Consider the following 23105-nt stretch of genomic DNA (forward strand, 5'->3'; position numbering starts at 1 on the left):
CGGCACCGCGTTCCGACCGGCACCGCGTTCCGACCGGCACCGCGTTCCGACCGGCACCGCGTTCCGACCGGCGCCGCGTTCCGACCGGCACTGCGTTCCGACCGGCGCCGCGTTCCGACCGGCACCGCGTTCCGACCGGCACCGCGTTCCGACCGGCACTGCGTTCCAGATGGGACCGGGTTCTACTCGGGGCCGACGTCGCTGTGCTTGTCGAAACCGATGTAGAGGCGGGCGGCCGCGTTCGTGCCGAGCGCGCCCAGCGTCTCCAGCTCGCGCAGGCGGAGCAGGGCCGGGTGCTGCGCGTACGCCTCAGCAGCCTCGGCCAGGCGGCGCAGCGCGTCGACCTCGGCGTCGGCCCGGATGCGCTTGGCCTCGGCGTCGGCCTCGGCCGCGACCCGCTCGGCGTTGGCCTTCGAGTTGGCCTCCAGCGTGTCGCGCTCGGCCCGGGTGCGGGCCTCGACCATCTGGGCCTCGGCCATGCGCTGGGCCGTGAGCACCCGGTTCATGATCTCCTGGAGGTTGCCCGGGAAGACCAGGTCCTTCACGTCGGCCCGGATGATCTGCACGCCGTAACCGGCCGAGACGCCCTCGACGTCGCGCAGGATGTCCTCGCTGAGCTGGTTGCGGTTGGTGAGGATGGCCTCCAGGGTCATCGACGCCAGGGAGCGCCGCGCGGCCAGCTGCACGTCGCTGTAGATGCGGTCGGAGTAATCGGCGACCTGCTCGACGGCGGCCTGCGGGTCTACCACCCGGAAGTGGGTGACGATGTTGACCCGTACGGCGACCTTGTCGGCGGTCAGGATCTCCTGGCCCTTGATGTTGAGCTCGCGCTCGCGCACGTCGATCGGGACGACCCGGACGCTGGGCACGCGCCGGCCGCCGAAGCGGCGCTTGGGCAGCTCGTACCGGCCGGGCTCGAGAACCTGGTCGAAACGGCCGTCGGCATAACGCAGGCCGCGGAATCCGCTGTGGACGATCACCTCGTGAGTGTTGGTCATGACTGTTTCACCTCTGAACGATTCGGGTGGCCCCGGAGCGGTTCCGATGGGAAGGATCGGTCGCCGTGAAGGCAGCGGATCAGCGTGGTTTGATCGCCAATGCATCCGTTGCGGTAGCGCTTTCTTCTGAAGCCGCCGGGGCCATGATCAGGGTGACAGGACGCGCCGGTCGCCGACAACGCAATATCGGCGACCGGCGGGGACACCGCGGCTCTCGGAAGAAACCGCGTCGCCTGACGGATAGCAGCCGGGGACAGCGGGGCCTCCCCGGTATGACCTCGATCCGCACCACCGGAGGAGAGCGGAGTGGAGGCCTACTGGTTCGTGTCGTAGTCCTTGATCTCGGTGGTGAAGCTGCGGCCACTCTTGAGCGTGATGGTGACATCGGGGTTGGGCGACCCGCTGTAGCCGGTGTTCTCGACCATCCGCCCGACGATGCTGGACGGCTTGCGCTGCGGCCACCAGGCGGCGAAGTGCCCGTTGCGGACCGTGGCCCGGATGTCCATGTCCTCGGCGTGGAAGACGACACCGGTGACGTCGGCGCCGGCCTTGCCCGCGATCAGGAACTGCGTGGCCGTCACGCCGCCCGACGTCTCCATGACGCCGACCGTCGAGAGCGCATCGGCGGCCGGCGCGGGCAGGGCCGGGCCGTACGAAGCCTGGCCCTCACCGTCGGGGGACTCGGCCGTGGGCCGGGTCGACCGCAAGCACTGCGCGTCGCCGTCGGCGGTGGACAAGTAGGTCATCACCCAGATCCCGCGCACCTCGACCATCTGGGCCGTGCCGGTGCGGATGCCGGTCCACTGCGAACAATCCTTGGTATAGCGGGCGGCGTCCTGGGCCGAGGCCGGCTTGGGCTGGGCGTCCCAGGTCGCGACGGCTGCCTGGTCGTCGCCGAGGATCGGGGCGGAGACGGCAACCCCGGCCGTCGCGACAGCAGCGGCCATCGCGTAGCGGAAGGCGCGGCGGCGGGGCGGACGGTAGGACACGGCGGGGGAACCGGTGCCGGGCTCGGTGGCGGTCACCCGGGCCAGCGTGGCCAGGGCGTGCGGCGAGCGGGCCAGATCGTCGGGGACGTGACGGGCCGGGTCGTGGCGGCGGAGCTGATCGTCGAGGGTCATCACACGTATCCTTTTTCGCTGCTGGTGGGCATGCGGTGAGGGTCAGCGGGCCTGCGGTCGGGGGCGGCGACGACGACGTCGGGCGGGCCGAGGCCGTGTTTGAGGAGTCGGCGGGCGCGGCTCAGGCGGATCCGGAAGGCGACCGACGAGATGCCCAGCACCTGCGCGGCCTGGGCGCCGGTCAGCCCCTCGAAGACCGAGAGGCTCAGCGCCTCCTGGTGCATCGCGGTGAGCCGGCCCCACGCGTGGGCCAGGTCGACCGAGGTGGCGACGAGGTCGTCGTGCTCGATCGTCGTGCCGTCGACGGCGGCCTGACCGGCGATCCGGACGGACAGCGCCTGCCCGCGGGTGTCGGAGCGCTGTTTGGCCAGCAGCAGCCGCCGGGTGATGCCGAAGAGCCAGGCGCGGGCCTCGCCGACGTCGGCCGGCAGGTCCTTCAGGCGCTGCCACGCCACCACGAAGGCCTCGGCCACGACATCTTCGGCCTGATCGGTGGGGTGACCACGGCGCACGACGAACCGGACGAGGTCGACGTAGGTGCGTGCGTACACCTCCTCGTAGCGTTGCCGCTGCTGTCGTTCTCGCATCTCTGTCACACCCTCGACATGTCGCTCCGACGGGCCGGTGTTTCCGGCGATCTCAACACTTAGCCCTTGCGCTAAGTATTTGGCCGGTCAATACTTAGCCGCGTGGCACAGTATTCGGCGCACCTCGACGACGTCTTCGTCGCCCTGGCCGACCCGACCCGGCGCGGCGTCGTCCGGCGGCTCGGCCAGGGCCCGGCCAGCGTGGGCGACCTGGCCGCCGCCTTCCCGATGACCTTGCCCTCGTTCATGAAGCATGTACGGACGCTGGAGGTTGCGGGGCTCATCCGCACCACGAAGGCGGGCCGGGTGCGCACGTGCGCGCTCAACCGCGAGCGCCTCGCCGTGATCGAGGACTGGCTGGCCGAGCAGCACCGGATCTGGGAGCAGCGCACCGACCGGCTCGAACAGTTCGTCACCAACCCGCCAGTCACCGCCCCACCAGTCACCGACGCGCCAGGCGCCAACCCGTCCGTCACCAACCCGTCTGTCACCGACCCCGAGGAGAACCCGTCATGAATCCCGACCTCGACCTGACCGTGCAACGTGTCATCCGGGCCTCGCGCACTGTCGTGTGGCAGGCCTGGACCGACCCCGACCGCTTCGCCCAGTGGTGGGTCCCGGCGCCGACCGTCTGCCGCGTCGACCGCCTGGAGCCGAAGCCGGGCGGCGGCCTGGTGACCCGGATGAGCGACGACGGCAGCGAGTTCGTGCCCCACCTCGACGCGCTGTTCCTGGTGGTCGACGATCTCGAGCGGATCGTGTTCACCAACGCCATCGACAGCAGCTGGCGCCCGGCCGACCCGCAGCCGGTCCCGATGACCGCCGAGATCACGTTCGGGGAGCACCCGGAGGGCACCGACTTCCGCGCCCTGGTGCGCCACGGCGACCCGGCCGCCCGCAAGCGTCACGAAGAGCTGGGCTTCCTCGACGGCTGGGGCACGGTGACGGCCCAGATGGCCGCCGTGGCCGAAGGTCGAGCCGGCTAGGGGGGCCTGCCCGGCTGGGTCGCCGGACAGGCCCGCGATCGCTCAGCGTTTCAGCGTGAAGGTGAAATCGGCGGAGAGCTTGCCACCCAGCCGTACGGCCGAGACAAGCCGCCCGTCTCCGAGCAGGCGTTCCACCTCGGCCCGGCTGAGGCCGCAGCCCTCGGCGATCAGCCGGACCGGCCGCACCGGGATCGGAGCCGCGAACCGGACCGACACCTCCAGCACCTCGACGTCGGCGGGAAGCGGCTCGCCGGTGTCGAGGCGCCAGGCGCCGTCCCAGTCGAGCCGGAAACGGTTGCGGCGCTGGAGGACCGGGTCGCGCAGCAGCTCGGCGGCCAGACCCAGGTCGTTGTGGTGCATCCGGTCGAGCAGTTCGGGCCGTACGGAACGCACGTTCGTTCTTTCCAGATACGTCAGTCTCGCCGTCTCGCCGCAGGCGGTGCAGAGCGCGAGAATCCAGGCGTCGAGCAGTTTGTGGTTGGCGTTGACGCGAAATTTGCCGTTCGCCCGCAGCCGGTCGGACGTGCACGCGTGACAGCGGCGACGCACGAGCGGCAGGCGTGTGGGCATGACAATCCAGGTTTGAAGCACAGAAACACACCGGTTCCGTGAGAAGAATCCGCAGCAGGAAGCGACGCGCCGCAAGCGATGCGGCGCGCGTCAGATCAGCGCTTGGGATGTCTCACGCGATGTACAAGGGTGTGCCTTCACCTGGACGACGGCGGTCGGCAGCACGCTAACGGCATCGACCCTCGCCGCTCCACCGATTTTCGGCAACACGGGGAAACGGCCGGCCCGACCCACGGGCGAGGAAGGGAATTAGTCAGGCTCGCACGCGAGGAAGCGCGCCCCGCGGAAAGGCGCGCGGGGCGCGAAAGAAGGCGCGCCCGCCCCGCGAGGAAAACGCGCGGCGCGAAGAAAGACACGCCCGCGAGAGAAGGCGCGCCGCGCGAGAGAAGGCGCGCGACCACGCTCGCGGGCCGGGGGAATGCTTGCGGCAGAGAAACGCTCGCGGGCGAGGGACAGCTCACGGGCGAGAGAGCGACCGGCCAAGCGCCGGGGCGAGGGAAGCGACCGCTAAATCTCGCGGACGAGCGGGAAGGGACCGGTCAGGCGCCGGCGGGCGGCAACGGGGGCAGCGCGGGCCGGTCGAGCCAGGCGGTGAACAGGTCGCGCAGCGGCTCGGCGGTGACGGGAAAGGACCGGTCAGGCGCCGGCGCGTGGCAACGGGGGCAGCGCGGGCCGGTCGAGCCAGGCGGTGAACAGGTCGCGCAGCGGCTCGGCGGTGACGGGAAAGGACCGGTCAGGCGCCGGCGCGTGGCAACGGGGGCAGGGCGGGCCGGTCGAGCCAGGCGGTGAACAGGTCGCGCAGCGGCTCGGCGGTGAAGCGGGCCACGTGCGTACGGAACTGCTCGGTAGTCACCATGGCGTGACGGTTCTCGGCGGTCCACGCCCGCAGCATCGGCAGGAACGCGGCGTCGCCCAGCCGGGCCCGCACCGCGTGCAGCGCCAGCGCGCCCCGCTTGTAGACCAGCGGGTCGAACATCCGCCCGACGCCGGGGTTCGCGATCGCCACGTCGGCCGGCTGACCGGCCAGCCAGATGTGCCAGCGGGCGGCGTGCGTGTCGGCCGACGCTCCCCCGGAGGCGGCCGACCACAGCCATTCCGCGTACGTGGCGAAGCCCTCGTTCAGCCAGATGTGGCGCCAGTCCGCGACCGTCAGGCTGTTGCCGAACCACTGGTGGGCCAGTTCGTGCGCGACCAGCCGCTCGTGGGTGCGCCGCCCATCGAGGTGGTTGCGGCCGAACACGGCCATGCCCTGCGCCTCGACCGGATCGTCGAGGTCGTCGTCCGCGACCACCACCACGTACTCGCGGAAGGGGTAGGGGCCGAACAGCCGCTCGAAGGTGCCCATGATCTCGCCGTGCCGGCCGAAGTCGTGCCGGAACAGCGCGCGCAGCCGGGGCGGGATCGCGGCCCGCTGGGTGACCGCGCCGGAGGCCAGCTCGACCTGCTCGTAGCGGCCGATCTGCACGCTCATCAGGTAGGGGGCGGTCGGTTCGGTGCGCTCGTAGACCCACGTCGTGCTGCCCGCGCCGCGGCGCCGCGAGACGAGGTCGCCGGTGACCATCACCGTGTACGGCGAAGCCACCGTGAGCCGCACGAGGAAGGTGGCCTTCTCGAGCCGGTCGTTGCACGGGAACCACGACGGCGACCCGTTGGGCTGGCTGGCCACCAGCACGCCGTCGGTCAGTTCGTCCCAGCCCAGGTCGCCCCACCGGCCCGACACGGGGACGGGCTTGCCGGCGTACCGGACCTCGATCTTGAAAATGGCGCCGTAGCCGATCACCTTGTCCGGCTTGACGCGCAGCTTGCCGGCCCGGTGGGTGAAGGTGACCCGCCGCCCGTCGACGCGCACTTCCTCGACCCGGAACACACCCAGATCGAGGCTGAAACGGGACAGCGACTGCCCGGCCTGAGCCGTGACAGTCGCTTTGCCCGCGAGCCGGTTCGAGATGATCCGGTAGTCGAGGTCCAGGTCGTAGTGGAGGACCCGGTATCCGCCGTTGCCGTTGCGGGGGAGGTACGAATCGGTCGAGTGGTCGGCGCCCGGTGGGGTCATGCCCAGTTCGCGATCGGGTTGCCCAGCCATCGGGTGTCGTCGGGCACCACGTCACCACGGGTCACCAGCGAGCCGGGGCCGACGGTGGTGCGCGCACCGATGCCGGCGCCGGGCAGCACGATCCCGTGCGGGCCGAGCGTGGCGCCCGCGCCCAGGGTCACAGTGTCCATGCTCATGATCCGATCATGGAACAGGTGGGTCTGCACCACGCACCCCCGGTTGACCGTGGCACCGGCTCCGAGCCGCACCAAATCGTACTCGGGGAGCCAGAGCGTCTCGACCCACGCGCCACGCCCGATCTTCGCGCCGAGCGACCGCAGCCACACGTTCAGCAGCGGCGTGCCGGTGGCGAAGCGGAACAGCCACGGCGCGGCCAGCACCTCGACGAACGTGTCGGCCAGCTCGTTGCGCCAGACGAACGAGGTCCAGAGCGCGCGGTCGGTGACCCGGAACCGGCCGACCAGCAGCCACTTGGCGAGCGTGGCGGTCAGGCCGGCGACGAGCGCGGCGGCCAGCAGCACCGGGCCGGCGGCGAGCGCGGCCACGATCGCGCCGAACTCCTGCCAGAGCACGGCCAGCGCGGCCAGGACGAGCACGGCCAGCGCGCCGGCCAGCATCACCGGGACGATCCGGCACAGCTCGATGAGGGCGCGGGCGACCTTGAGCCGGGAGGGCGGGTTGAAGGTGCGGCTGGTGTCGGCGGTCTCGACCGTGCGGCGCAACGGCATCGGCGGCGAGCCGAGCCAGGACGAGCCCTTCTTGGCCTTGCGCGGCGCCGACGAGAGCACACCGATCAGGCCGCGCTTGGGCACCGAGCGGCCGGGCGCGGCCATGCCCGAGTTGCCGAGGAACGCCTGCTTGCCGATGCGGGCCGGGGCCACGTGCAGCCAGCCGTGGCTCAGTTCGTACGTGGCCACCATCGTGTCGTCGGCCAGGAACGCGCCGTCGTCGACGGTCGTCATCGCGGGCAGCGCCAGCACGGTCGACAGCTCGGCGTTGCGGCCGATCTTGGCGCCCAGCAGCCGCAGCCAGACCGGCGTGAACAGGCTGGCGTAGATCGGGAACAGCGCGGTGCGGGCCATGCCCATCAGGCGCTCGGTGGTCCAGACCTGCCAGGCCACCCGGCCCCGCACGGGGTGGAAGCCCGCCCGCAGGCCGATGCTCAGCAGGCGGACACCGGCGAGCACGAGCAGCGCGTACGTCAGGAAGTAGGCCACGGTCGCGACGGGCACGGCGATCAGGGCCGCCTCGAGCACCGGGCGACCGGTGACCGCCCACGCCAGGATCGCGATGGCGGGCAGCGCGGCCACGACCGGCACCAGGCCCAGCAGCTGGGCGGTCAGGCTGTAAGCGGCCACCCAGACGCGGGAGCGGCGCTCGGGTCGCTGCGCGGGCCAGGCCACGCCGGACGACCCCTTCTTGGCCCGCACGGCACCGGTGACGGTCGTGCCGGCCTCGACCCGCGCGCCCTTGCCGACCCGGGCGCCGGGCATCAGCGTGCTGCGCGATCCGACCCGTCCGCCGGCGCCGATACGCACCTTGCCGACGCGGACGATGTCACCGTCGACCCAGTGGCCGGACAGGTCGACCTCGGGCTCGACGGCCGCGCCCCGGCCCAGCTTGAGCAGGCCGGTGACCGGCGGCGCCGAGTGCAGGTCGACGTCGGGCCCGATCTGGGCGCCCAGAGCCTTCGCGTACGTGATCATCCAGCCCGCGCCGGCCACCCCGGTCGCGCCGGTCAGCTCGGCCAGCCGCTCGGCCGCCCAGAGACGCAGGTGCACGCTTCCGCCGCGGGGGTACTTGCCGGGGCGTACGCCGCGCAGCAGCAGCCGGGCCCCGGCGGCGGCCACGGCGATGCGGCCGGGCGGGCTGAACAGCAGCAGCCAGGCGCCGGCGATCCACCACCACGAGACCTGCGGCGCCCACGAGGCCGGGATCAGGTTGCCGACCGCGGCCAGGATCGTCAGCCAGCGCAGCCCGACCAGGGCCAGCATCGGCAGCATGAGCAGGCCCTGCACCAGGCCCGACCAGCGCGGCGTGGGGCGGACCTCGCGGCGCACGGTCGCGGTGGTGCCGAGCGCGTCGAGCTTGGCCGCCATCTGCGACAGGCGGGGCTGCTGGTAGACGTCGGCCACCGACACCTGCGGGTGCTCGCGCCGGATCCAGGCCACCAGCTGGGCCGCGTTGAGGCTGCTGCCGCCGCTGCTGAAGAAGTCGGCACCGGCCTCGGAGGGGCGTACGCCCAGAATCTCCTCCCAGCCGCCGGCCAGCCAGGCCTCGGTCGCGGTCAGTTCGTCCGCGCCGGCGCCACCGGTGCTCAGCGGCCAGGGCAGCGCGGCCCGGTCGACCTTGCCCGACGTTCGGGTGGGCAGGCCCTCGACGACGGCCAGCAGCGGCACCAGCGCGGCCGGAAGCTGCTCGCGGATGCGCTCGGAGGCGGCCGTGGTGTCGAACCCGGCCGGGTCGAGCGGAACCAGGTAGCCCACCAGGAGCTGGTTGCCGGCGGCGGTGCGCTTCACGGCGGCGGCCGCGCCGGCGACACCGGGCAGCGCCTGCAGCGCGGCATCGACCTCACCCAGCTCGATGCGGCGGCCGCCCAGCTTGACCTGCTCGTCGCCGCGGCCGAGGAACAACAGGCCCTCGGGCTCGGCACGCACGATGTCGCCGCTGCGGTACGCGCGGTCCCAGCCCAGCGAGAGCAGCGGCGCGAACTTCTCGGCATCCTTGGCCGCGTCGAGGTAGCGGGCCAGCCCGACCCCGCCGATGACCAGCTCGCCCGTCTCCCCCATGGCGACCGGCATGCCGTCGGCGTCGACCACGGCCAGTTCCCAGCCGGCGAGCGGGAGCCCGATGCGTACGGGACCCTCGCCGGTCATCCGGGCCGCGCAAGCAACGACGGTGGCCTCGGTCGGCCCGTACGTGTTCCAGACCTCGCGACCCTCGACGGCGAGACGTTCGGCCAGCTCGGGCGGGCAGGCCTCGCCGCCGAAGATGAGCAGCCGGACGTCGTCGAGCGCCTCCACCGGCCACAGCGCGGCCAGGGTCGGCACCGTGGAGACGACGGTGATGCGCTGCTCGGCCAGCCACGGGCCCAGGTCGACGCCGCTGCGCACCAGCGAGCGGGCGGCCGGGACCAGGCAGGCGCCGTGCCGCCAGGCCAGCCACATCTCTTCGCAGGAGGCGTCGAACGCGACCGACAGCCCGGCCAGCACCCGGTCGTGCGGGCCGATCGGCTCGGCGTCGTCGTCGGCCAGGAACAGCTGGGCCTCGGCGTCGACGAAGGCGGCGGCCGAACCGTGCGAGACGGCCACGCCCTTCGGGGTGCCGGTGGAGCCGGAGGTGAAGATGATCCAGGCGTCGTCGGACGGGCCCGGCTTTCCGGGGCGGCCCTCCGGCTCCCGGCGCAAAGTGATCTTGAGGTCGTCACCGAGCACCGCGCAGACGTCGGCCTCGGCGAAGACCAGCTCGGCCCGCTCCTCGGGGTCGTCGGCGTCGACCGGCACATAGGCCGCGCCCGCCGCCAGCACGCCGAGGATCGCGAGGTAGAGGTCGGTCGTGCCGGAGGAGACCCGGACGCCGACCCGGTCGCCGACGCCGATGCCGTGCTGCCGCAGGGTCATGCGCAGCTTCTCGACCTCGTCGGCCAGCTCACGGTAGGTCAGCGCGGTGCCGCCGGCGTCGAGGGCGCGGGCGCCGGGGTGGGCGCGGACGGTGGTGTCGAGGACGTCGACGAGCGTGCGGCGGACGGGGGTGGAGGTGGAGTGGAAGAGCGCCGGTGACTCCGGCTCGACGGTGAACTCGGGAAGGTCGATCAGACGCAGGTCAGCGGTCGTCACGGTCACCGGGCGTGCTCCATCCCATACCTCAGGTCATTGTCGGCCGGTCGCACGGCGCTCAGCCGCCCGGGGCAGCGTTCAACGTTACGGGTGGGAAACGAAAAGTGACGGGTTTATATCGAATACGTGTCGACTGCCACACCACTCCTTGACCGAATGGCGGAGGATGGGCTCGGCAACTCGGACCGGGTTCGTACAGAGAGGCGGCGGCGCATGTTCGCACGTCGGATTGTCACGGTGCTGGCCACTCTGCTGGCGGTCCCCGGTCTCGGGGCGACCAGCGCCTCCGCGGCCACGACCACCGACAACCGCCGCAGCCAGCCCGCCGCGATGGTGCGCGCGGCCGACACCAAGGCGCCGGTGAAACGCGTCGGAACCGCCGTACGCAATGTGCCGTCGGCCTTTCCCCTACCGCCCGGAAGCCGCGTCACCGACCTGGCCGACCGCGAGTCCGGCGCCTCGTTCACGCTGACCGAGCCCGACCCCGAGACCGTGCTGTCGTTCTACCGCCGCGAGTTGCCGCGCGCCTTCACCGTCCTCGCCGACCGGGCCGAAACGGGCGCCACCAGCCTGGCCTTCCGTGACGCCCAGGGCTGGGCCGGCGCGATCTATGCCACCGCCCGCCGGGTGACCGTTTCCGTGAAACGCATCTAGCCCTCGCGCAACTCCCGCACCAGCGACGACACGACGGCTTTGAGGCTTCCGTTGTTGGCCGCGGCCACCCGCAGCTGACGCTGATAACTGGCGCCACCCTCGACGATGTCGCGCAGCCCCTCCAGCTCGGCCTGGCAGTCCAGGGCCTCGGCGATCGGCGCCAGGGCCGGCAGCAGCTCCTCCAGGTCCTTGGTGACCAGCAGCTCGTCGCCGGCGGCGTTCTGGATGATGATCGCCTCCATGCCGTAGCGGGCGGCCCGCCACTTGTTCTCGCGGACGAACCACGGCTGCAGCTTGGGCACGCCCCGGCCGGCGTCGAGCTCGCGGGAGAAGTGCTCGACCAGGCACTGGGTGAGCGCGGCGATGGCCCCGATCTCGCCCGCGGTCGAGATGCCGTCGAACGTCCGCACCTCGATCGTGCCCCACCTGGGCGACGGCCGGATGTCCCAGCGCAGCTCGTTCAGCTGCTCGATGACGCCGGTGTGCTCGAGGTCGGCCACCAGGGCTTCGTACTGCGCCCAGTCGTCCAGTTGGGGCGGCAGCCCCGCGGTCGGCAGCTGCTGGAACATCAGGGCCCGGTTGGAGGCGTACCCGGTGTTCTCCCCCGCCCAGAACGGGCTGGACGCGCTGAGCGCCTGGAAGTGCGGCAGATAGGTGAGCAGCCCGTCGATGATCGGCAGCACCTTGCGCCGGTCGTCGACCGCCACGTGGACGTGCACGCCCCAGATCATCATCTGCCGGCCCCACCACCGGGTCCGGTCGATGAGCGTGTCGTAGCGCGGCCGGCCCGGCGTCACCGACTGCTGGAACCACTGGCTGAACGGGTGCGTGCCGGACGAGATGAGGTCGACGCCCATCGGTTCGGCGGCCGCGGCCACCCGCTCGGCCAGCCGCGTCAGATCGGCCACGGCGTCTCGGGTGCGGTGGTGCGGCGCGCTGACCAGCTCCACCGTGTTGGTCAGCAACTCCCCCGTCACATGCGGGAAGTCTCCCCCGGCCCCGACCCGGGCCAGCAGCTCCGGCGCGGCCGGCGCCAGTTCACCGCTGCGCCGGTCGACACAGGCGATCTCCCACTCGATCCCTAGACGCGATCTTTCCGATGGGGCGAAGTCGATTCCCATCGCTTCACTCTACGAACTTATCGGCATTAATCCGTTAGACCCGGTTGGACCTGTCGGACCACGGCGCGGCAGGCGGCCAGCACCTCGTCGGGGTGGGTCAGCTGGGCGTTGTGGTCGGCGCCGGGCCACGAGAGCAACGGCGCGCCCAATGCGGTGGCCAGGCGCTCGTGGGCCCGGTGCATCGGGGTGTCGGGCTTGCGGTCGGCGGTGATCACGGCGGCCGGCACCCGGGGCAGGTCGGACTCGCGGAAACCGGCGGCCAATGTGTCCAGTCCCTCGGCGGCGCGGGCCAGCTGGGAGAGGTCGAGCTCCTTCATCCTCTGCCACGCGGCTCGGATGTCGGGGCGGGTCGCGCTCTTCAGATGCTTGTTGGCGCCGAGCGCACCTATCAGCGGTTGCATCACGCGGCCGAGCAACGGCAGGCGGTGCAGTGTCTCGATCTTGCGCATGGTCTGGGTCAGCTGGTGGGCCCGCGCCGCGTCGTTGACCGGGGACGGGTCGATCAGCACCAGGCCGGCGACGTCGCCGGGGTGGTCGCGGGCCAGCAGCGCCGCCACCGCGCCGCCCAGGCTCTGGCCGATCGCCACCACCGGGCCCAGGCCGGCCTCGGCGATCGTGACGTGCAGGCCGGACGTGGCCGAGGCCAAAGAGCCGGGCCGCTCCGAGGTGCCGGTGCCGGGGCGGTCGTGCAGGATCACCCGGCATCCGGGGTCGGCGATCAGCCCCTCGGCCAGCCCGGGGAAGAACCCGTCGGCCGAGGCCGCGCCGCCCGGGAGCAGCAGCACCGCCGGGCCGGAATCACCGCGAACCTGGAACATCACCCCAGCCTAGAACGGCCCTGTGACCGGATCGGTGGGCCATCCGGTCCTAACAGCAGAGGATGGACCGTCGAGCACCGGCGCCACCTCGGGACACACCCAGGAACGGACAGCGAGGAGATCGGGTCTTGGACGCGAACCTGCGGGAGCAGTTCGACCGGGCGGTCAGCGACGACCCCGGCGCCGACGTCTCGGAGATGGCGCGGGTCGCCATCGCCGAGGGCGGTCAGGTGCGCCGACGGCGGCGGACGGCTATGGCCGGCATGGCCGCCGGGGTGGCGGTGGCGCTGGGGGTGGGGACTGTCTTCGGCCTTTCGGCCCGGCAACCGGAGACGGCGGCACCGCCGATCACCATCGCGGCGGCGATGCTGCCCCAGGTCGCGCCGGCCTGCCGGGCCCAGGCCGAGGAGGCCGACGCCACCGATGCCGCCATCTTCGGCACGCTGAGCGAGCCGCAACGCACGTCGCTCCGCGCGGCCCTCGACGCCGACCCGCGGGTGAAGTCGCTGACCTATGAGAGCAACCAGGAGGCGTACGAACGGTTCAAGGCGCTGTGGGAGGACAGCAGCCCCGAATTCGTCGCCTCGCTCAGCACCGAGAGCTTTCCCGAGTCTTTCCGCGTACGCCTGACCGACCGGTCCCGGTTCCCGGCGTTCCAGGCCGACTACCGGAGGAAGCCGGGCGTGCTGGACATCGTCGGCCACGTCTGCCCGCCCAGCGCACCGGTCGGTGGGGTGCAGTGACCGACACCGTGAGCCCGCCCAAGCCCGTCGAACGGGCCCCCAAAGGCCGGGACGCGGAGTTCACCGTCTTCGTGGAGTCCTCGGCCACCCGGCTGCGCCGCAGCGCCTATCTGATGTGCCGGGACTGGCATCTCGCCCAGGATCTGACCCAGCAGACCTTCACCAAGATGTACGCGGTCTGGAACCGGATCCGCACCAGCACCAACCTCGAGGGGTACAGCCGCCGGGTCATGATGAACCTGGTCTTCGACCAGCAGGGCCGCCGCAGCGGTTCCGAGATCGTGCTGGCCGACCCGCCCGACCAGCCCGTCCTCGCCCGGCACGAGGGTGAGCACGAGCTGCGTGTGGCCCTGGTCGACGCGCTGGCCCGGCTGAGCGTCGAGGACCGGGCGGTGCTGGTGCTGCGGCACGCCGAGGACCACAGCGTCGAGACCGTGGCCGGAATCCTCGGCGTCTCGGCCTCGGTGGTCAAGATGCGCAACGCCCGCGCCCTGCCCCGGCTGCGCGCGCTGCTGGGCGAGGACTTCCCGGAGGCCTGAGAGCTCGGGCGCCAGCGACATCAGTCGATGTCGCCGGCGCCCATCGGCGTTTCCGGGGCAGCGCCCTGCGGATAACGGTTGTGTTTCCCCGTTGCGTCAAACGTTTGACGTGCTTAGCTTCACATCAAACGTTTGACACGCAGTGGTGAGCATAACCGGAGGCGCAGTGATCACCCTGAAGGACATCGCGAAAGAGGTCGGGGTCTCGATCTCCAGCGTCTCCCTCGTGCTCAACGACCGCGACTCGGGCCGGATCAAGCCGGAGATCGCCGACCGGATCCGCAAGGCCGCCGAGCAGATGGGTTACGCCTCGAATCTGCTCGCCCGCGGCCTCAAGACCCGGCAGACCCACACCCTGGGACTGCTCTCCGACCAGGTCGCGACCATACCGTTCGCCGGCGAGATGCTGGCCGGCGCTCAGGTCGCGGCCTGGGAGGAGGGCTTCCTGCTGCTGCTCATCGACACCGCGGGCGACCGGAAGATGGAACGCCCGGCCACCGTGGCGCTGCTGCAGCGGCACGTCGAGGGCCTCATCCTCGCCTCCAAGTTCCACCGCGAGATGGAACTGCCCCCGGTGTCCACGCCGATCCCGATGGTTCTGCTCGACGGCCGCCCGAAGGAGCCGGACGCGCGGGTCGACTGGGTGGTCCCGGACGAGACCGGCGGCGCCTACACGGCCACCCGCCACCTGATCGAGGCCGGCCACCGCCGGATCGCCTTCCTGACCATCGAGAGCGAGGTCTTCGTGGCCCGCGAGCTGCGGCTCACCGGCTATACGAGGGCCCTCACCGAGGCCGGCATCGAGGTCGACCCCTCGCTGATCGTGGCCGCGACCGAGCCCAGCACCATGGCCGGGCTGGCCCCGGCCGAGAGCCTGCTGAGCCGCCCGGACCGGCCGACCGCCGTGTTCTGCTTCTCCGACCAGCTCGCGTTCAGCCTCTACCAGGCCGCCCACCGGCTGGGCCTGGAGATCCCGCGGGACGTCTCGGTGGTCGGCTTCGACAACCAGCAGTTCGTCGCCGACAGCCTGCTGCCCGGGCTCACCACCGTGCAGCTGCCGCACAGCGCGATGGGCGCCTGGGCCGCCCGGCGGGCGATCGCCCGGTTGCGCGGCACCGCCCAGCCGGCCGAGGAGCACTGCCTCATGCCGTGTCCGCTGGTCGAGCGAACATCCGTCGCCCGCCTGAGGTAAGCCCGAAACGCCTTGCCAAAGCCATCAATGCGCCCCAGGCATGACCGTTTTGTCAGAATAATCCCTCCCGGAGGAAATCCCGTGACAACACGACGCAAGGCCGTCGCCCTGATCGGCGCCGCCGCCCTGTCCCTGGCCACGTTCGGCTGCGGCGGCGGGGACGACAGCGGCGGCGGAGACGGCAAGACCCTGAGGATCGTCCAGTACGAGAACCCGACCAGCGCGCAGGGCCAGGGCTGGCAGAAGGCCCTGGAGATCTTCAAGCAGAAGCACCCGGACGTCGAGGTCAAGTTCGAGCAGACCAGCTTCGACGCGGCCCGCCAGAACGCCAAGATCACACTGTCCGGCAACGACGTGCCCGACGTCGTCGAGTTCAACAAGGGCAACGCCGACGGCGGCCAGCTCGCCGCGCAGGGCCTCCTCGAGCCGCTCACCGAGCAGGTCACGAAGTACGGCTGGGACAAGAAAGTCACCGGCGGCATGTCGGCCTTCGCCAAGTACGACGAGGACGGCTACGCCGGCTCGGGCGACTGGTACGGCATCCCGAACATCGGCGAGTACGTGATGTTCTACTACAACAAGGAACTGTTCTCCAAGGCCGGCATCACGACCCTGCCGACCACCCTCGACGAGTTCGAGGCCGCGATGGACAAGCTGATCGCGGCGAAGATCATCCCGATCTCCAGCTCGGCCGCCACCAGCCAGGGCTTCAACCAGATGTGGGTCTGGTACTCACTGGTCTCGGCCCAGGCCAACCGGCAGCAGATCGACGACTTCATGTTCGTGCGGCAGCCGGTCGACTTCGAGGCCGCGCCCTGGTCGGACGGCACGAAGAAGTTCCAGGAGTGGATCGACAAGGGCTACGTCGGCGACAAGCTCGGCGGCCTCTCCTTCGAGCAGGCCACGGTCAACTTCCTCAGCGGCAAGGCGGCCATGCTGATCTGGAACAACGGCGAGTTCGCCCGCATCCGCAAGGACGCCTCGTTCGACTGGGACTACTTCACGCTGCCGGGCGCGAACATGACGATGGGCTCCTCCGGCCACCTCTGGGGCGTGCCGGCCAAGGCGGAGAACAAGGAACTCGCGTACGAGTGGATCGACACCACCCTGAGCCCCGAGGTGCAGAACGAGATCGGCAAGCTGGGCGGCCTGCCGCTGGCCGGTGACGCGAGCGTCATCACCGACCCGATCACCAAGAAGTTCACCGAGCGGTTCAACGAGCTCGTGCAGGCCGACACGCTGACCTTCTACCCGGACTACCCGGTGCCGGGCTTCCTCGACTTCATCCAGCAGCACATGCAGGCCATGAGCAACAAGAACGAGACGGCCGACCAGTACATCGACACGCTGCAGAAGTTCTACGACGAGGGCAAGGGCAAGTAACCATGCCGGCGAAAAAGGGGTCCGGGAGCTGGTGGCTCTACCTGCTCCCGATCCTGATCGGCTTCACCGCCATCGTTCTGATCCCGTTCGTGGTCAACGTGGTGTTCAGCTTCTTCCGGTGGAAGGGCGGCATGGCCCCCTTCCGCTGGGAGGGGTTCGGCAACTACACCGCGCTGTTCTCCGACGAGAACTTCTGGATGTCGTTCCGGAACTCGATCTTCATGATCATCGCGATCGTGGTGATCCCGACGATGATCGGCATCCTGCTGGCGGCGGTGCTCTACGACTACATCGGCAAGCGCTTCGGCAGCCGGATCGCGGCCTTCCTGCGGGCCACGTACTACCTGCCGCAGATCCTGCCGATCGCGGTGGCCGGCTTCATCTGGAGCTGGGTGCTCGACTCCGGCAACGGCTCGATCAACACGTTCCTGCAGTCGATCGGGGTCTCCGATCCGCCGGACTGGCTGGGCGATCCCGACCTGGCGCTGTACTCGGTGATGCTGATGCTGGTCTGGCTGCAGATCGGCTACCCGGTGGTCATCTTCATCGCGGCGCTCTCGCGGGTCGATCCCGAGCTGTACGAGGCGGCCGAGCTCGACGGCGCCGGCTGGTGGCGGCAGTTCGCGGCGATCACGATCCCGCAGATCCGGCCCGAGCTGTTCATCGTGGTGCTGACGGCCACGGTGGGCGCGCTCAAGGTGTTCGCGCCGATCCTCATCCTGACCGGCGGCGGCCCGGAGGGGTCGACCGTGGTGCCGTCCTATTACGCGTACCGGAATTTCTTCGAGCTTTCCCAGGTGGGGTACGGCTCGACGATCGCGACCGTGATGTCCGTCGTGATCTTCGCGGTGGCCGCGGTGATGCTCGTCTGGCAGCGCCGCTCGGAAAGGAGTGCGTGATGCACGCCCTCAAGAAACACACGCCGATGCAATGGGTCGTCCTGGGCCTGTGCGGCCTGTTCGCGGTGCTCATGCTGGCGCCGTTCCTGCTGCTCGTGCTCAACGCGTTCAAGTCGGGCGCCGACTACTCCTCCGGCGGCCCGATCGCGTGGCCCAAGTCGTTCACCCTGGACGCCTTCCGCGACTACATGTCGATGGTCGACTTCCCGCGGGCGCTGTGGAACTCGATCCTGATCTCGACCGTGGTCGCGTTCGCCGGCACCGGGCTGGCCCTGATCAGCGCGTACGCGATCGGCATCGGACGGGTCAAGGGCAGCGCGGTCATCCTGGCCGTCCTGCTGCTGGCCACCATGGTGCCGCACGAGGCGCTGATCTACCCGCTCTTCTACGGCGCCCAGGAGACCGGCACGTTCAACACGGTCTGGTCGGTGATCATCATCTTCACCGTGCTGCAGGCCGCGTTCGGCACCTACCTGCTGTCGAGCGTGATGAGCACCGTACCGAAGGAGTTGCTGGACGCGGCCGGGATCGACGGCGCCGGCCGGTGGACGATCCTCTGGAAGATCATCCTGCCCGTGCTGCGGCCCACGCTGGCCGTGCTGGTGGTGTTCTTCTTCATCTGGACGTGGAACGAGTTCTACATCCCGGTGGTCCTGCTCGCCGACGCGTCGTCCCAGACCGTCCCGATCGCCCTGTCCACGCTGCGCGGACAGCACTCGATCGACATCACCACGCTGAACGCCGGCTCGCTGCTGTCGCTGCTGCCGACGCTCGTCTTCTTCCTCATCTTCCAGCGCACCCTGAGCCACGGCGTCACCGCCGGCTCGATCAAGTAAAAGGACCCCTCTCTTGTTCAACTCGTGGAGCACCCTGCCCCGGCCCGGCGTCCGCAGCCGCTCGATCAACGCCGAGAACCCGACCGGGGCGCCCGGCGCCGGCGCGCGGACCGCCTCGAAGCTCGGTGTCGGCCGCAAGGGCACGGCGTTTCTGCCGCTGCCCGCGGGCGAGACCCTGACGCTGGCCGACATCGAGGGGCCCGGCGTGATCCGGCACATCTGGATCACGGTCGCCGACCGTACGGAAGCCGGGCCTTTTGTCCTTCGCGACCTCGTGCTGCGGGCCTACTGGGACGGCTCCGAGACCCCGTCGGTGGAGGTGCCGCTGGGTGACTTCTTCTGCAACGGCTTCGCGACCCGGGCGCTGGTGACCTCGGTCCCGATCGTGGTCGCACCGACCGGCGGCATGAACTCGTACATCCCGATGCCGTTCCGCACCGGGGCGCGGATCACGCTGGAGAGTCAGCACCCGGGCGACCTCGAGCACATCTTCTTCCAGATCGACTACACGAGCGGCGACCCGCTGCCGGAGGAGACGGGCTACTTCCACGCGCAGTGGCGACGGTCCAACGGCACCACCGCGCCGGGCGAGGACCACGTCATCCTCGACGGCGTCGAAGGCAAGGGCGTCTATTTCGGTACGTACGTAGCCCTGAGCTCGTTGACCCGGTTCTGGTGGGGTGAGGGCGAGGTCAAGTTCTTCGTGGACGGCGACACCGACTTCCCCACGCTGTGCAGCACCGGGCTCGAGGACTACGCGGGCGGCGCCTGGGCGTTCCAGGACGAGCTGCGGGCCGACCCCGAACCCGAGGTCAAGACGTTCAGCGCACCCTACTTCGGCTACCCGTTCCGCTCGACCCAGGACACCACCAAGGCGTCCCCGTTCTCGACGGCGGCGGCGCCGATGCACGGGCTCTACCGCTTCCACGGGCCCGACCCGATCTATTTCGACGAGCGCCTGCGCGTGACGCTGCAGCAGATCGGCGCCTGGGACCACGGCCTGTTCGAGCGGTCGGACGACATCTCGACCACGGCGTACTGGTATCAGGACACGCCGTCGGGCGCGCTCCCCGCGCTCCCCGACGCCTCGGCGCGCTGGCCGCGCTGACCGGCCAGAAAATCCAGCATCGCCGACGTCAGCGGTTCGCCGGTGACCAGCACGCGGTAGTGGATCGGGCCCACCGCCCGGTCCACCATCGCGTCGAGGTCGGCATCGTCGGGCAGCTCTCCACGCGCCTGTGCCCGCTCGAACGGCCGGCGGTCACGGGCGCGCAGCCCGGGCAGGATCTCGGCGCGCAGCCGGGCGGCCAGACCCGGATCGTGCTGGGCCTCGCCGACGAGCGCCCGGAAGACCGCTCCGGAATCCGACTCGGTGAGGAACCGCGCCAGCTCCCCCAGGTGGGCGCGCAGGTCGGTGGCCAGGTCACCGGTGTCGTGCTCGGTCAGCTCCTGGTCGGCGTCGGCCACGAACGCGTCGACCAGGATGTCGGTCTTCGAACGCCACCAGCGGTAGATGGTCTGCTTGGCCACGCCGGCCCGGGCGGCGATCCCCTCGATGGTGACGCGCGCGAAGCCGACCTCGGCGACCAGGTTGTCGGCGGCCTCGAGCACGGCCTCACGGGCGGCCTCACTGCGTCCGTGCCGGTTTCCGCGGTGCATCACGACCCCTTCCCTGTACGCAACGTTGCGTCTAGCCTAGCGCACATGACAACAACCCTGAACGCCCCCGAAGTCCGCGACCTGCTCGACCGGCTGTTCGCCGAGGCCGGCCGCGACGACGAGCGCTCCCCCGGCCGCCCCGACCCGTCCCTGACCGCCGCCGCCCGCTCCGACCTGCTCGCCGGCATCTACATGCCGATCTCCGAGCGCGGCGGTGACCTGCTCTACTCCCTGGTGCGCGCCGTCCGCCCCACGACCGTGGTCGAGTTCGGGACCTCGTACGGGATCTCGACGCTCTTCCTCGCCGCCGCGATCCGTGACAACGGCTCCGGGCACGTGGTGAGCACCGAGCTGAGCGCGACCAAGGTGGCGGCGGCCCGGGCCAACCTGGCCGCGGCCCGGCTCGCCGACGTGGCCACCGTGCTGCCCGGCGACGCGCTGACCACCCTGGCCGGCGTCGAGGGACCGGTCCAGCTCGTGCTGCTCGACGGCTGGAAGGAACTGTGCCTGCCGGTGCTGCGCCTGCTCGAGGACCGGCTGGCGCCCGGCGCACTGGTGGTCGCCGACGACTCCACGTTCGACTCGATGGGCGACTACCTCGCCTACGTACGGGAACCCGGAAACGGCTATGTCAGCGTGGACTTCCCGGTCGAGGACGGCATGGAGATCAGCTGCTGGACCGGCCGCTGACCGTCTCGTACTGGGAGCCGATGACGGCCAGCAGCTCCAGCTTCTCGTAGCTCTCGCTGCCCGGGACCGCCGTGTAGACCAGCAGCGAATGCGACTGCTCGGGGTCGAGAAGCACCTGGCAGGCGAGTTCGAGATCGCCGACCTGGGGATGCACGAAGCGCTTGACGTTCTGGTAGGTCACGCCGATCTCGTGGGAGTTCCAGACCTCGCGGAACTCCTCGTTGCTCTCCAGCAGCAGGTTCTGCAGATGAGCCGCGTACGACTTGGGGCCGCGCAACGTGACGATCCGGCGCAGCCCCGAGGCGAAGACGCGGGCGTGCAACGGATGGTCGTCGGGGTGATAGAGGGCCCGCCATTCCGGGTCGGTGAACCACCGGTAGCCGACACTGCGGGCGGGGCCGGTGTATCTGGTCAGATCGCCGCAGAGGGCCACGCCCAGCGCGTTCTGCCGCAGCGTCTCGCCGAGCTCGGTCACGATCTCGGCCGGGGTGTCGGCGAGCCGGTCGAAGATGCGCAGCAGGCCGGGGCTGACGTGCTCGCCGGCCGCACCCCGCGGAGGCGGATTGTGGCCGGCCAGGCGGAACAGGTGGTCGCGCTCGTCGAGCGAGAGGTGCAGGCCCTGGGCGATCGACGCGATCATCTGCTCGGACGGGTGCGGGCCGCGTTCCCGCTCGAGCCGGCTGTAGTAGTCGGTGGAGATGTGGCAGAGGGTGGCGACCTCTTCGCGGCGCAGCCCGGCCGTGCGCCGGCGCTGCCCACGCGGGAGGCCGACATCCTCGGGCTGCAGCGATTCCCGGCGGCGGCGCAGGAACTCGGCGAGCCCGGGTCGATCGATCACGGCTCGTTTCTACCACCGATGCCGGAGCGCATCCTCGGATTGTCGATCCCCCCTTGGCGCCCTGTTCCCCACGGCCGGGGCGGGGCTGCGAACCGGCGCCGGCGGTGGCAGAGTGAGTCCTACATCGACAGTAGCTGATGTCTGATGAACGGGGAAAGCCATGAAGAGACTCGTCACCTCCCTCCTGCTGGTCGCGGGCAGCCTGGCCGTCGGCCAACCGGTGCAGGCCGCGCCGGCCTGCACCGGGCAGATCGTGCCCAACCACAGCTTCGAGCGCGGTTCCACCGGCTGGACCGCCGGGCCGCGTACGGTCGTGGTCGCCGACCAGGCCCGGCCCGCGCACACCGGACGGGCGTACGCCGCGCTCGCCGGTCTTGATGTGACCCGCACCGAAGTCGTCCGCACCACGGTGACCGTGCCCGCCGGATGCAACGTCACGCTGGGGTTCTGGGCCCGGGTCAGCACGACCGAGACGGCCCGCGGCGACTATCTGAACGTGGGGTTGTCGATCACCGGGACGCCGCCGAAGACGCTGTTCTCGCTCACCTTCGACCACTCCCAGCAGTGGCAGCAGCACACCTCGGTGGCCGGCGTGTCGGCCACCGAACGCACCGCGACGGTCAGCTTCGCCGCGAGCGAGACCGCCGGGAACGGGGTCACCGCCTTCGACGTGGACGACGTGACGCTCACGTTGAGCTGACGAGCGAGGGCTTTGCCGCCGAATCGGCCCGGTCGGCCGCCTTCGGACTGACATGCTCGGCAGATGTGCCTGCGCTTGGCTCTTTGCGGCAGCGTAGCCGTCATGCTGACGGCCGGCTGTGGCTCGGCGTCGCCCGAGGAGGGTGCCCCGCTGACGTCACCGCCGGCCGTTATCAGCGCGCCGCCCTCAATGAGCGTGCCGCCCGTTCTGAGCCCGCCGGCGAAGCCCGTGTGGTCCCTCGGCCCTTGGACGGCGACGACCAGGCCAACGACAACTACCGCCGGCGGCGACTCGAAGAGGGTCAGTGAGGGCTGGGAGATCACGGTCTACTACACGGCGGTCGAGAAGTTCCACGACGGCGACCCGACCGACGTCACCGGTTGCTTGAAGCTGGACTGCGCGAACGGCGACGACGAACTGGGCACCTATCCGGACGACTTCGTGCAGGCGGTCCAGGACGAGGGAACCGGTCTCACCACCGCCGGCAAATACCTGAACTGGTCGTACGACATCGGCTACTGGCTCGACTCGGCCCCGCGCAGCGCCGACGGCCGCCGCCTCGAACCGTTCGTCTCGGCCGCCGCCGACCCCGGCGTGCTCCCCCACGGCACCCGCTTCACCATCACCGGCTGCGGCCACCAGGACGACAATTCACCCCTGCCCGCCACCACCTGCACGGCCCTGCGCCGCGGTTCCTGGCTGATCACCGACGAGTTCACCCCCGGCCTCGGCGGCAACCGCCACATCGACGCCTACATCGGCCCCGAGACCGGCCCCGACTTCACCGACTCCGACTGGTACGTCACCCTGCACGACGCCCGTCTGACCATGAACTGAGACCGGCACGCCACGGGGGGGGACGCGCCGGCCTCGGTCGGTGTT

23 protein-coding genes are annotated in these 23105 nt (G+C 70.7%); 13 read left to right on the forward strand and 10 right to left on the reverse strand.

The window, feature by feature from the left end:
• Positions 1-182 precede the first annotated feature (182 nt).
• The 3 genes from JIG36_RS05060 to JIG36_RS05070 all read right to left on the reverse strand — a co-directional run bounded on the left by JIG36_RS05060 (position 183) and on the right by JIG36_RS05070 (position 2706).
• A complete protein-coding gene (locus JIG36_RS05060; RefSeq protein ID WP_203374776.1) occupies positions 183-998 on the reverse strand; it encodes a slipin family protein in 816 nt (271 codons plus the stop codon).
• Between the two features lie 314 nt (positions 999-1312).
• Entirely contained in the window at positions 1313-2119 is an 807-nt protein-coding gene (locus JIG36_RS05065) for a hypothetical protein (protein WP_203374777.1), read from the reverse strand.
• Positions 2119-2706: an RNA polymerase sigma factor gene (locus JIG36_RS05070; RefSeq protein WP_203374778.1), complete on the reverse strand. Its 588-nt coding sequence runs from the start codon at positions 2704-2706 to the stop codon at positions 2119-2121. The genes JIG36_RS05065 and JIG36_RS05070 overlap by 1 nt, the downstream gene beginning before the upstream one ends.
• Before the next feature lie 102 nt (positions 2707-2808).
• Here JIG36_RS05070 and JIG36_RS05075 point away from each other — a divergent pair, with 102 nt between their 5' ends.
• Together JIG36_RS05075 and JIG36_RS05080 are read left to right on the forward strand one after the other, a co-directional pair.
• On the forward strand, positions 2809-3222 hold the full coding sequence (locus JIG36_RS05075) for an ArsR/SmtB family transcription factor (RefSeq protein WP_203374779.1): 414 nt from the start codon (positions 2809-2811) through the stop codon (positions 3220-3222).
• Positions 3219-3692, forward strand: a complete 474-nt coding sequence (locus tag JIG36_RS05080) for an SRPBCC domain-containing protein (RefSeq protein WP_203374780.1) — start codon at positions 3219-3221, stop codon at positions 3690-3692. Before JIG36_RS05075 ends, JIG36_RS05080 begins: the two co-directional genes overlap by 4 nt.
• Before the next feature lie 42 nt (positions 3693-3734).
• On the opposite strand, the gene JIG36_RS05085 is transcribed toward JIG36_RS05080, so the two are convergent.
• The 3 genes from JIG36_RS05085 to JIG36_RS05095 form a co-directional block, all read right to left on the reverse strand.
• Positions 3735-4262, reverse strand: a complete 528-nt coding sequence (locus JIG36_RS05085) for a DUF1062 domain-containing protein (protein WP_236045528.1) — start codon at positions 4260-4262, stop codon at positions 3735-3737.
• Between the two features lie 733 nt (positions 4263-4995).
• Positions 4996-6345 carry a M1 family metallopeptidase gene (locus JIG36_RS05090; protein WP_236045529.1) on the reverse strand — a complete coding sequence of 450 codons (1350 nt, stop codon included), beginning with the start codon at positions 6343-6345 and terminating at the stop codon, positions 4996-4998.
• Positions 6312-10157, reverse strand: coding sequence for a Pls/PosA family non-ribosomal peptide synthetase (locus JIG36_RS05095; RefSeq protein ID WP_203374782.1), 3846 nt, complete (start codon positions 10155-10157; stop codon positions 6312-6314). The genes JIG36_RS05090 and JIG36_RS05095 overlap by 34 nt, the downstream gene beginning before the upstream one ends.
• A 207-nt stretch (positions 10158-10364) precedes the next feature.
• Between JIG36_RS05095 and JIG36_RS05100 the strand changes: the two genes are divergently transcribed.
• The gene (locus JIG36_RS05100) at positions 10365-10805 is read left to right on the forward strand and encodes a hypothetical protein (RefSeq protein ID WP_203374783.1); all 441 of its coding nucleotides are present in this window, start codon (positions 10365-10367) and stop codon (positions 10803-10805) included.
• On the opposite strand, the gene JIG36_RS05105 is transcribed toward JIG36_RS05100, so the two are convergent.
• Positions 10802-11926 carry a glutamate--cysteine ligase gene (locus JIG36_RS05105; protein ID WP_203374784.1) on the reverse strand — a complete coding sequence of 375 codons (1125 nt, stop codon included), beginning with the start codon at positions 11924-11926 and terminating at the stop codon, positions 10802-10804. The two genes, JIG36_RS05100 and JIG36_RS05105, sit on opposite strands and share 4 nt — an antisense overlap.
• Before the next feature lie 26 nt (positions 11927-11952).
• Positions 11953-12744, reverse strand: a complete 792-nt coding sequence (locus JIG36_RS05110; RefSeq protein ID WP_203374785.1) for an alpha/beta fold hydrolase — start codon at positions 12742-12744, stop codon at positions 11953-11955.
• Between the two features lie 128 nt (positions 12745-12872).
• On the opposite strand from JIG36_RS05110, the gene JIG36_RS05115 reads away from it, so the two are divergent.
• The 7 genes from JIG36_RS05115 to JIG36_RS05145 all read left to right on the forward strand — a co-directional run bounded on the left by JIG36_RS05115 (position 12873) and on the right by JIG36_RS05145 (position 19444).
• Positions 12873-13487 carry a permease-like cell division protein FtsX gene (locus tag JIG36_RS05115; RefSeq protein WP_203374786.1) on the forward strand — a complete coding sequence of 205 codons (615 nt, stop codon included), beginning with the start codon at positions 12873-12875 and terminating at the stop codon, positions 13485-13487.
• On the forward strand, positions 13484-14026 hold the full coding sequence (locus JIG36_RS05120; RefSeq protein ID WP_203374787.1) for a SigE family RNA polymerase sigma factor: 543 nt from the start codon (positions 13484-13486) through the stop codon (positions 14024-14026). Before JIG36_RS05115 ends, JIG36_RS05120 begins: the two co-directional genes overlap by 4 nt.
• A 166-nt stretch (positions 14027-14192) precedes the next feature.
• On the forward strand, positions 14193-15218 hold the full coding sequence (locus JIG36_RS05125) for a LacI family DNA-binding transcriptional regulator (RefSeq protein ID WP_203374788.1): 1026 nt from the start codon (positions 14193-14195) through the stop codon (positions 15216-15218).
• 81 nt (positions 15219-15299) lie between these two features.
• Positions 15300-16601: an ABC transporter substrate-binding protein gene (locus tag JIG36_RS05130; protein ID WP_203374789.1), complete on the forward strand. Its 1302-nt coding sequence runs from the start codon at positions 15300-15302 to the stop codon at positions 16599-16601.
• Positions 16602-16603: 2 nt separating this feature from the next.
• The gene (locus tag JIG36_RS05135) at positions 16604-17500 is read left to right on the forward strand and encodes a carbohydrate ABC transporter permease (protein WP_203374790.1); all 897 of its coding nucleotides are present in this window, start codon (positions 16604-16606) and stop codon (positions 17498-17500) included.
• The gene (locus tag JIG36_RS05140; protein WP_203374791.1) at positions 17500-18336 is read left to right on the forward strand and encodes a carbohydrate ABC transporter permease; all 837 of its coding nucleotides are present in this window, start codon (positions 17500-17502) and stop codon (positions 18334-18336) included. The genes JIG36_RS05135 and JIG36_RS05140 overlap by 1 nt, the downstream gene beginning before the upstream one ends.
• A 13-nt stretch (positions 18337-18349) precedes the next feature.
• Complete coding sequence (locus JIG36_RS05145) at positions 18350-19444, forward strand: glycoside hydrolase family 172 protein (protein ID WP_203374792.1); 1095 nt, start codon at positions 18350-18352, stop codon at positions 19442-19444.
• On the opposite strand, the gene JIG36_RS05150 is transcribed toward JIG36_RS05145, so the two are convergent.
• Positions 19381-19995, reverse strand: coding sequence for a TetR/AcrR family transcriptional regulator (locus JIG36_RS05150; protein ID WP_203374793.1), 615 nt, complete (start codon positions 19993-19995; stop codon positions 19381-19383). The two genes, JIG36_RS05145 and JIG36_RS05150, sit on opposite strands and share 64 nt — an antisense overlap.
• A 45-nt stretch (positions 19996-20040) precedes the next feature.
• On the opposite strand from JIG36_RS05150, the gene JIG36_RS05155 reads away from it, so the two are divergent.
• The gene (locus tag JIG36_RS05155; protein WP_236045531.1) at positions 20041-20685 is read left to right on the forward strand and encodes an O-methyltransferase; all 645 of its coding nucleotides are present in this window, start codon (positions 20041-20043) and stop codon (positions 20683-20685) included.
• Here the strand turns inward: JIG36_RS05155 and JIG36_RS05160 are convergent.
• Positions 20663-21523 (reverse strand): helix-turn-helix transcriptional regulator, encoded by an 861-nt coding sequence (locus tag JIG36_RS05160; protein ID WP_438870696.1) that lies wholly within the window; start codon positions 21521-21523, stop codon positions 20663-20665. The genes JIG36_RS05155 and JIG36_RS05160 overlap by 23 nt on opposite strands.
• Positions 21524-21683: 160 nt before the next feature.
• On the opposite strand from JIG36_RS05160, the gene JIG36_RS05165 reads away from it, so the two are divergent.
• Together JIG36_RS05165 and JIG36_RS05170 are read left to right on the forward strand one after the other, a co-directional pair.
• Positions 21684-22223: a hypothetical protein gene (locus tag JIG36_RS05165; RefSeq protein WP_236045532.1), complete on the forward strand. Its 540-nt coding sequence runs from the start codon at positions 21684-21686 to the stop codon at positions 22221-22223.
• A 102-nt stretch (positions 22224-22325) separates the two neighbouring features.
• Complete coding sequence (locus JIG36_RS05170) at positions 22326-23060, forward strand: RlpA-like double-psi beta-barrel domain-containing protein (RefSeq protein ID WP_203374794.1); 735 nt, start codon at positions 22326-22328, stop codon at positions 23058-23060.
• Positions 23061-23105 lie beyond the last annotated feature (45 nt).

It is taken from the genome of Paractinoplanes ovalisporus (assembly GCF_016834655.1).
Taxonomy (GTDB): Bacteria; Actinomycetota; Actinomycetes; order Mycobacteriales; family Micromonosporaceae; genus Actinoplanes; species Actinoplanes ovalisporus.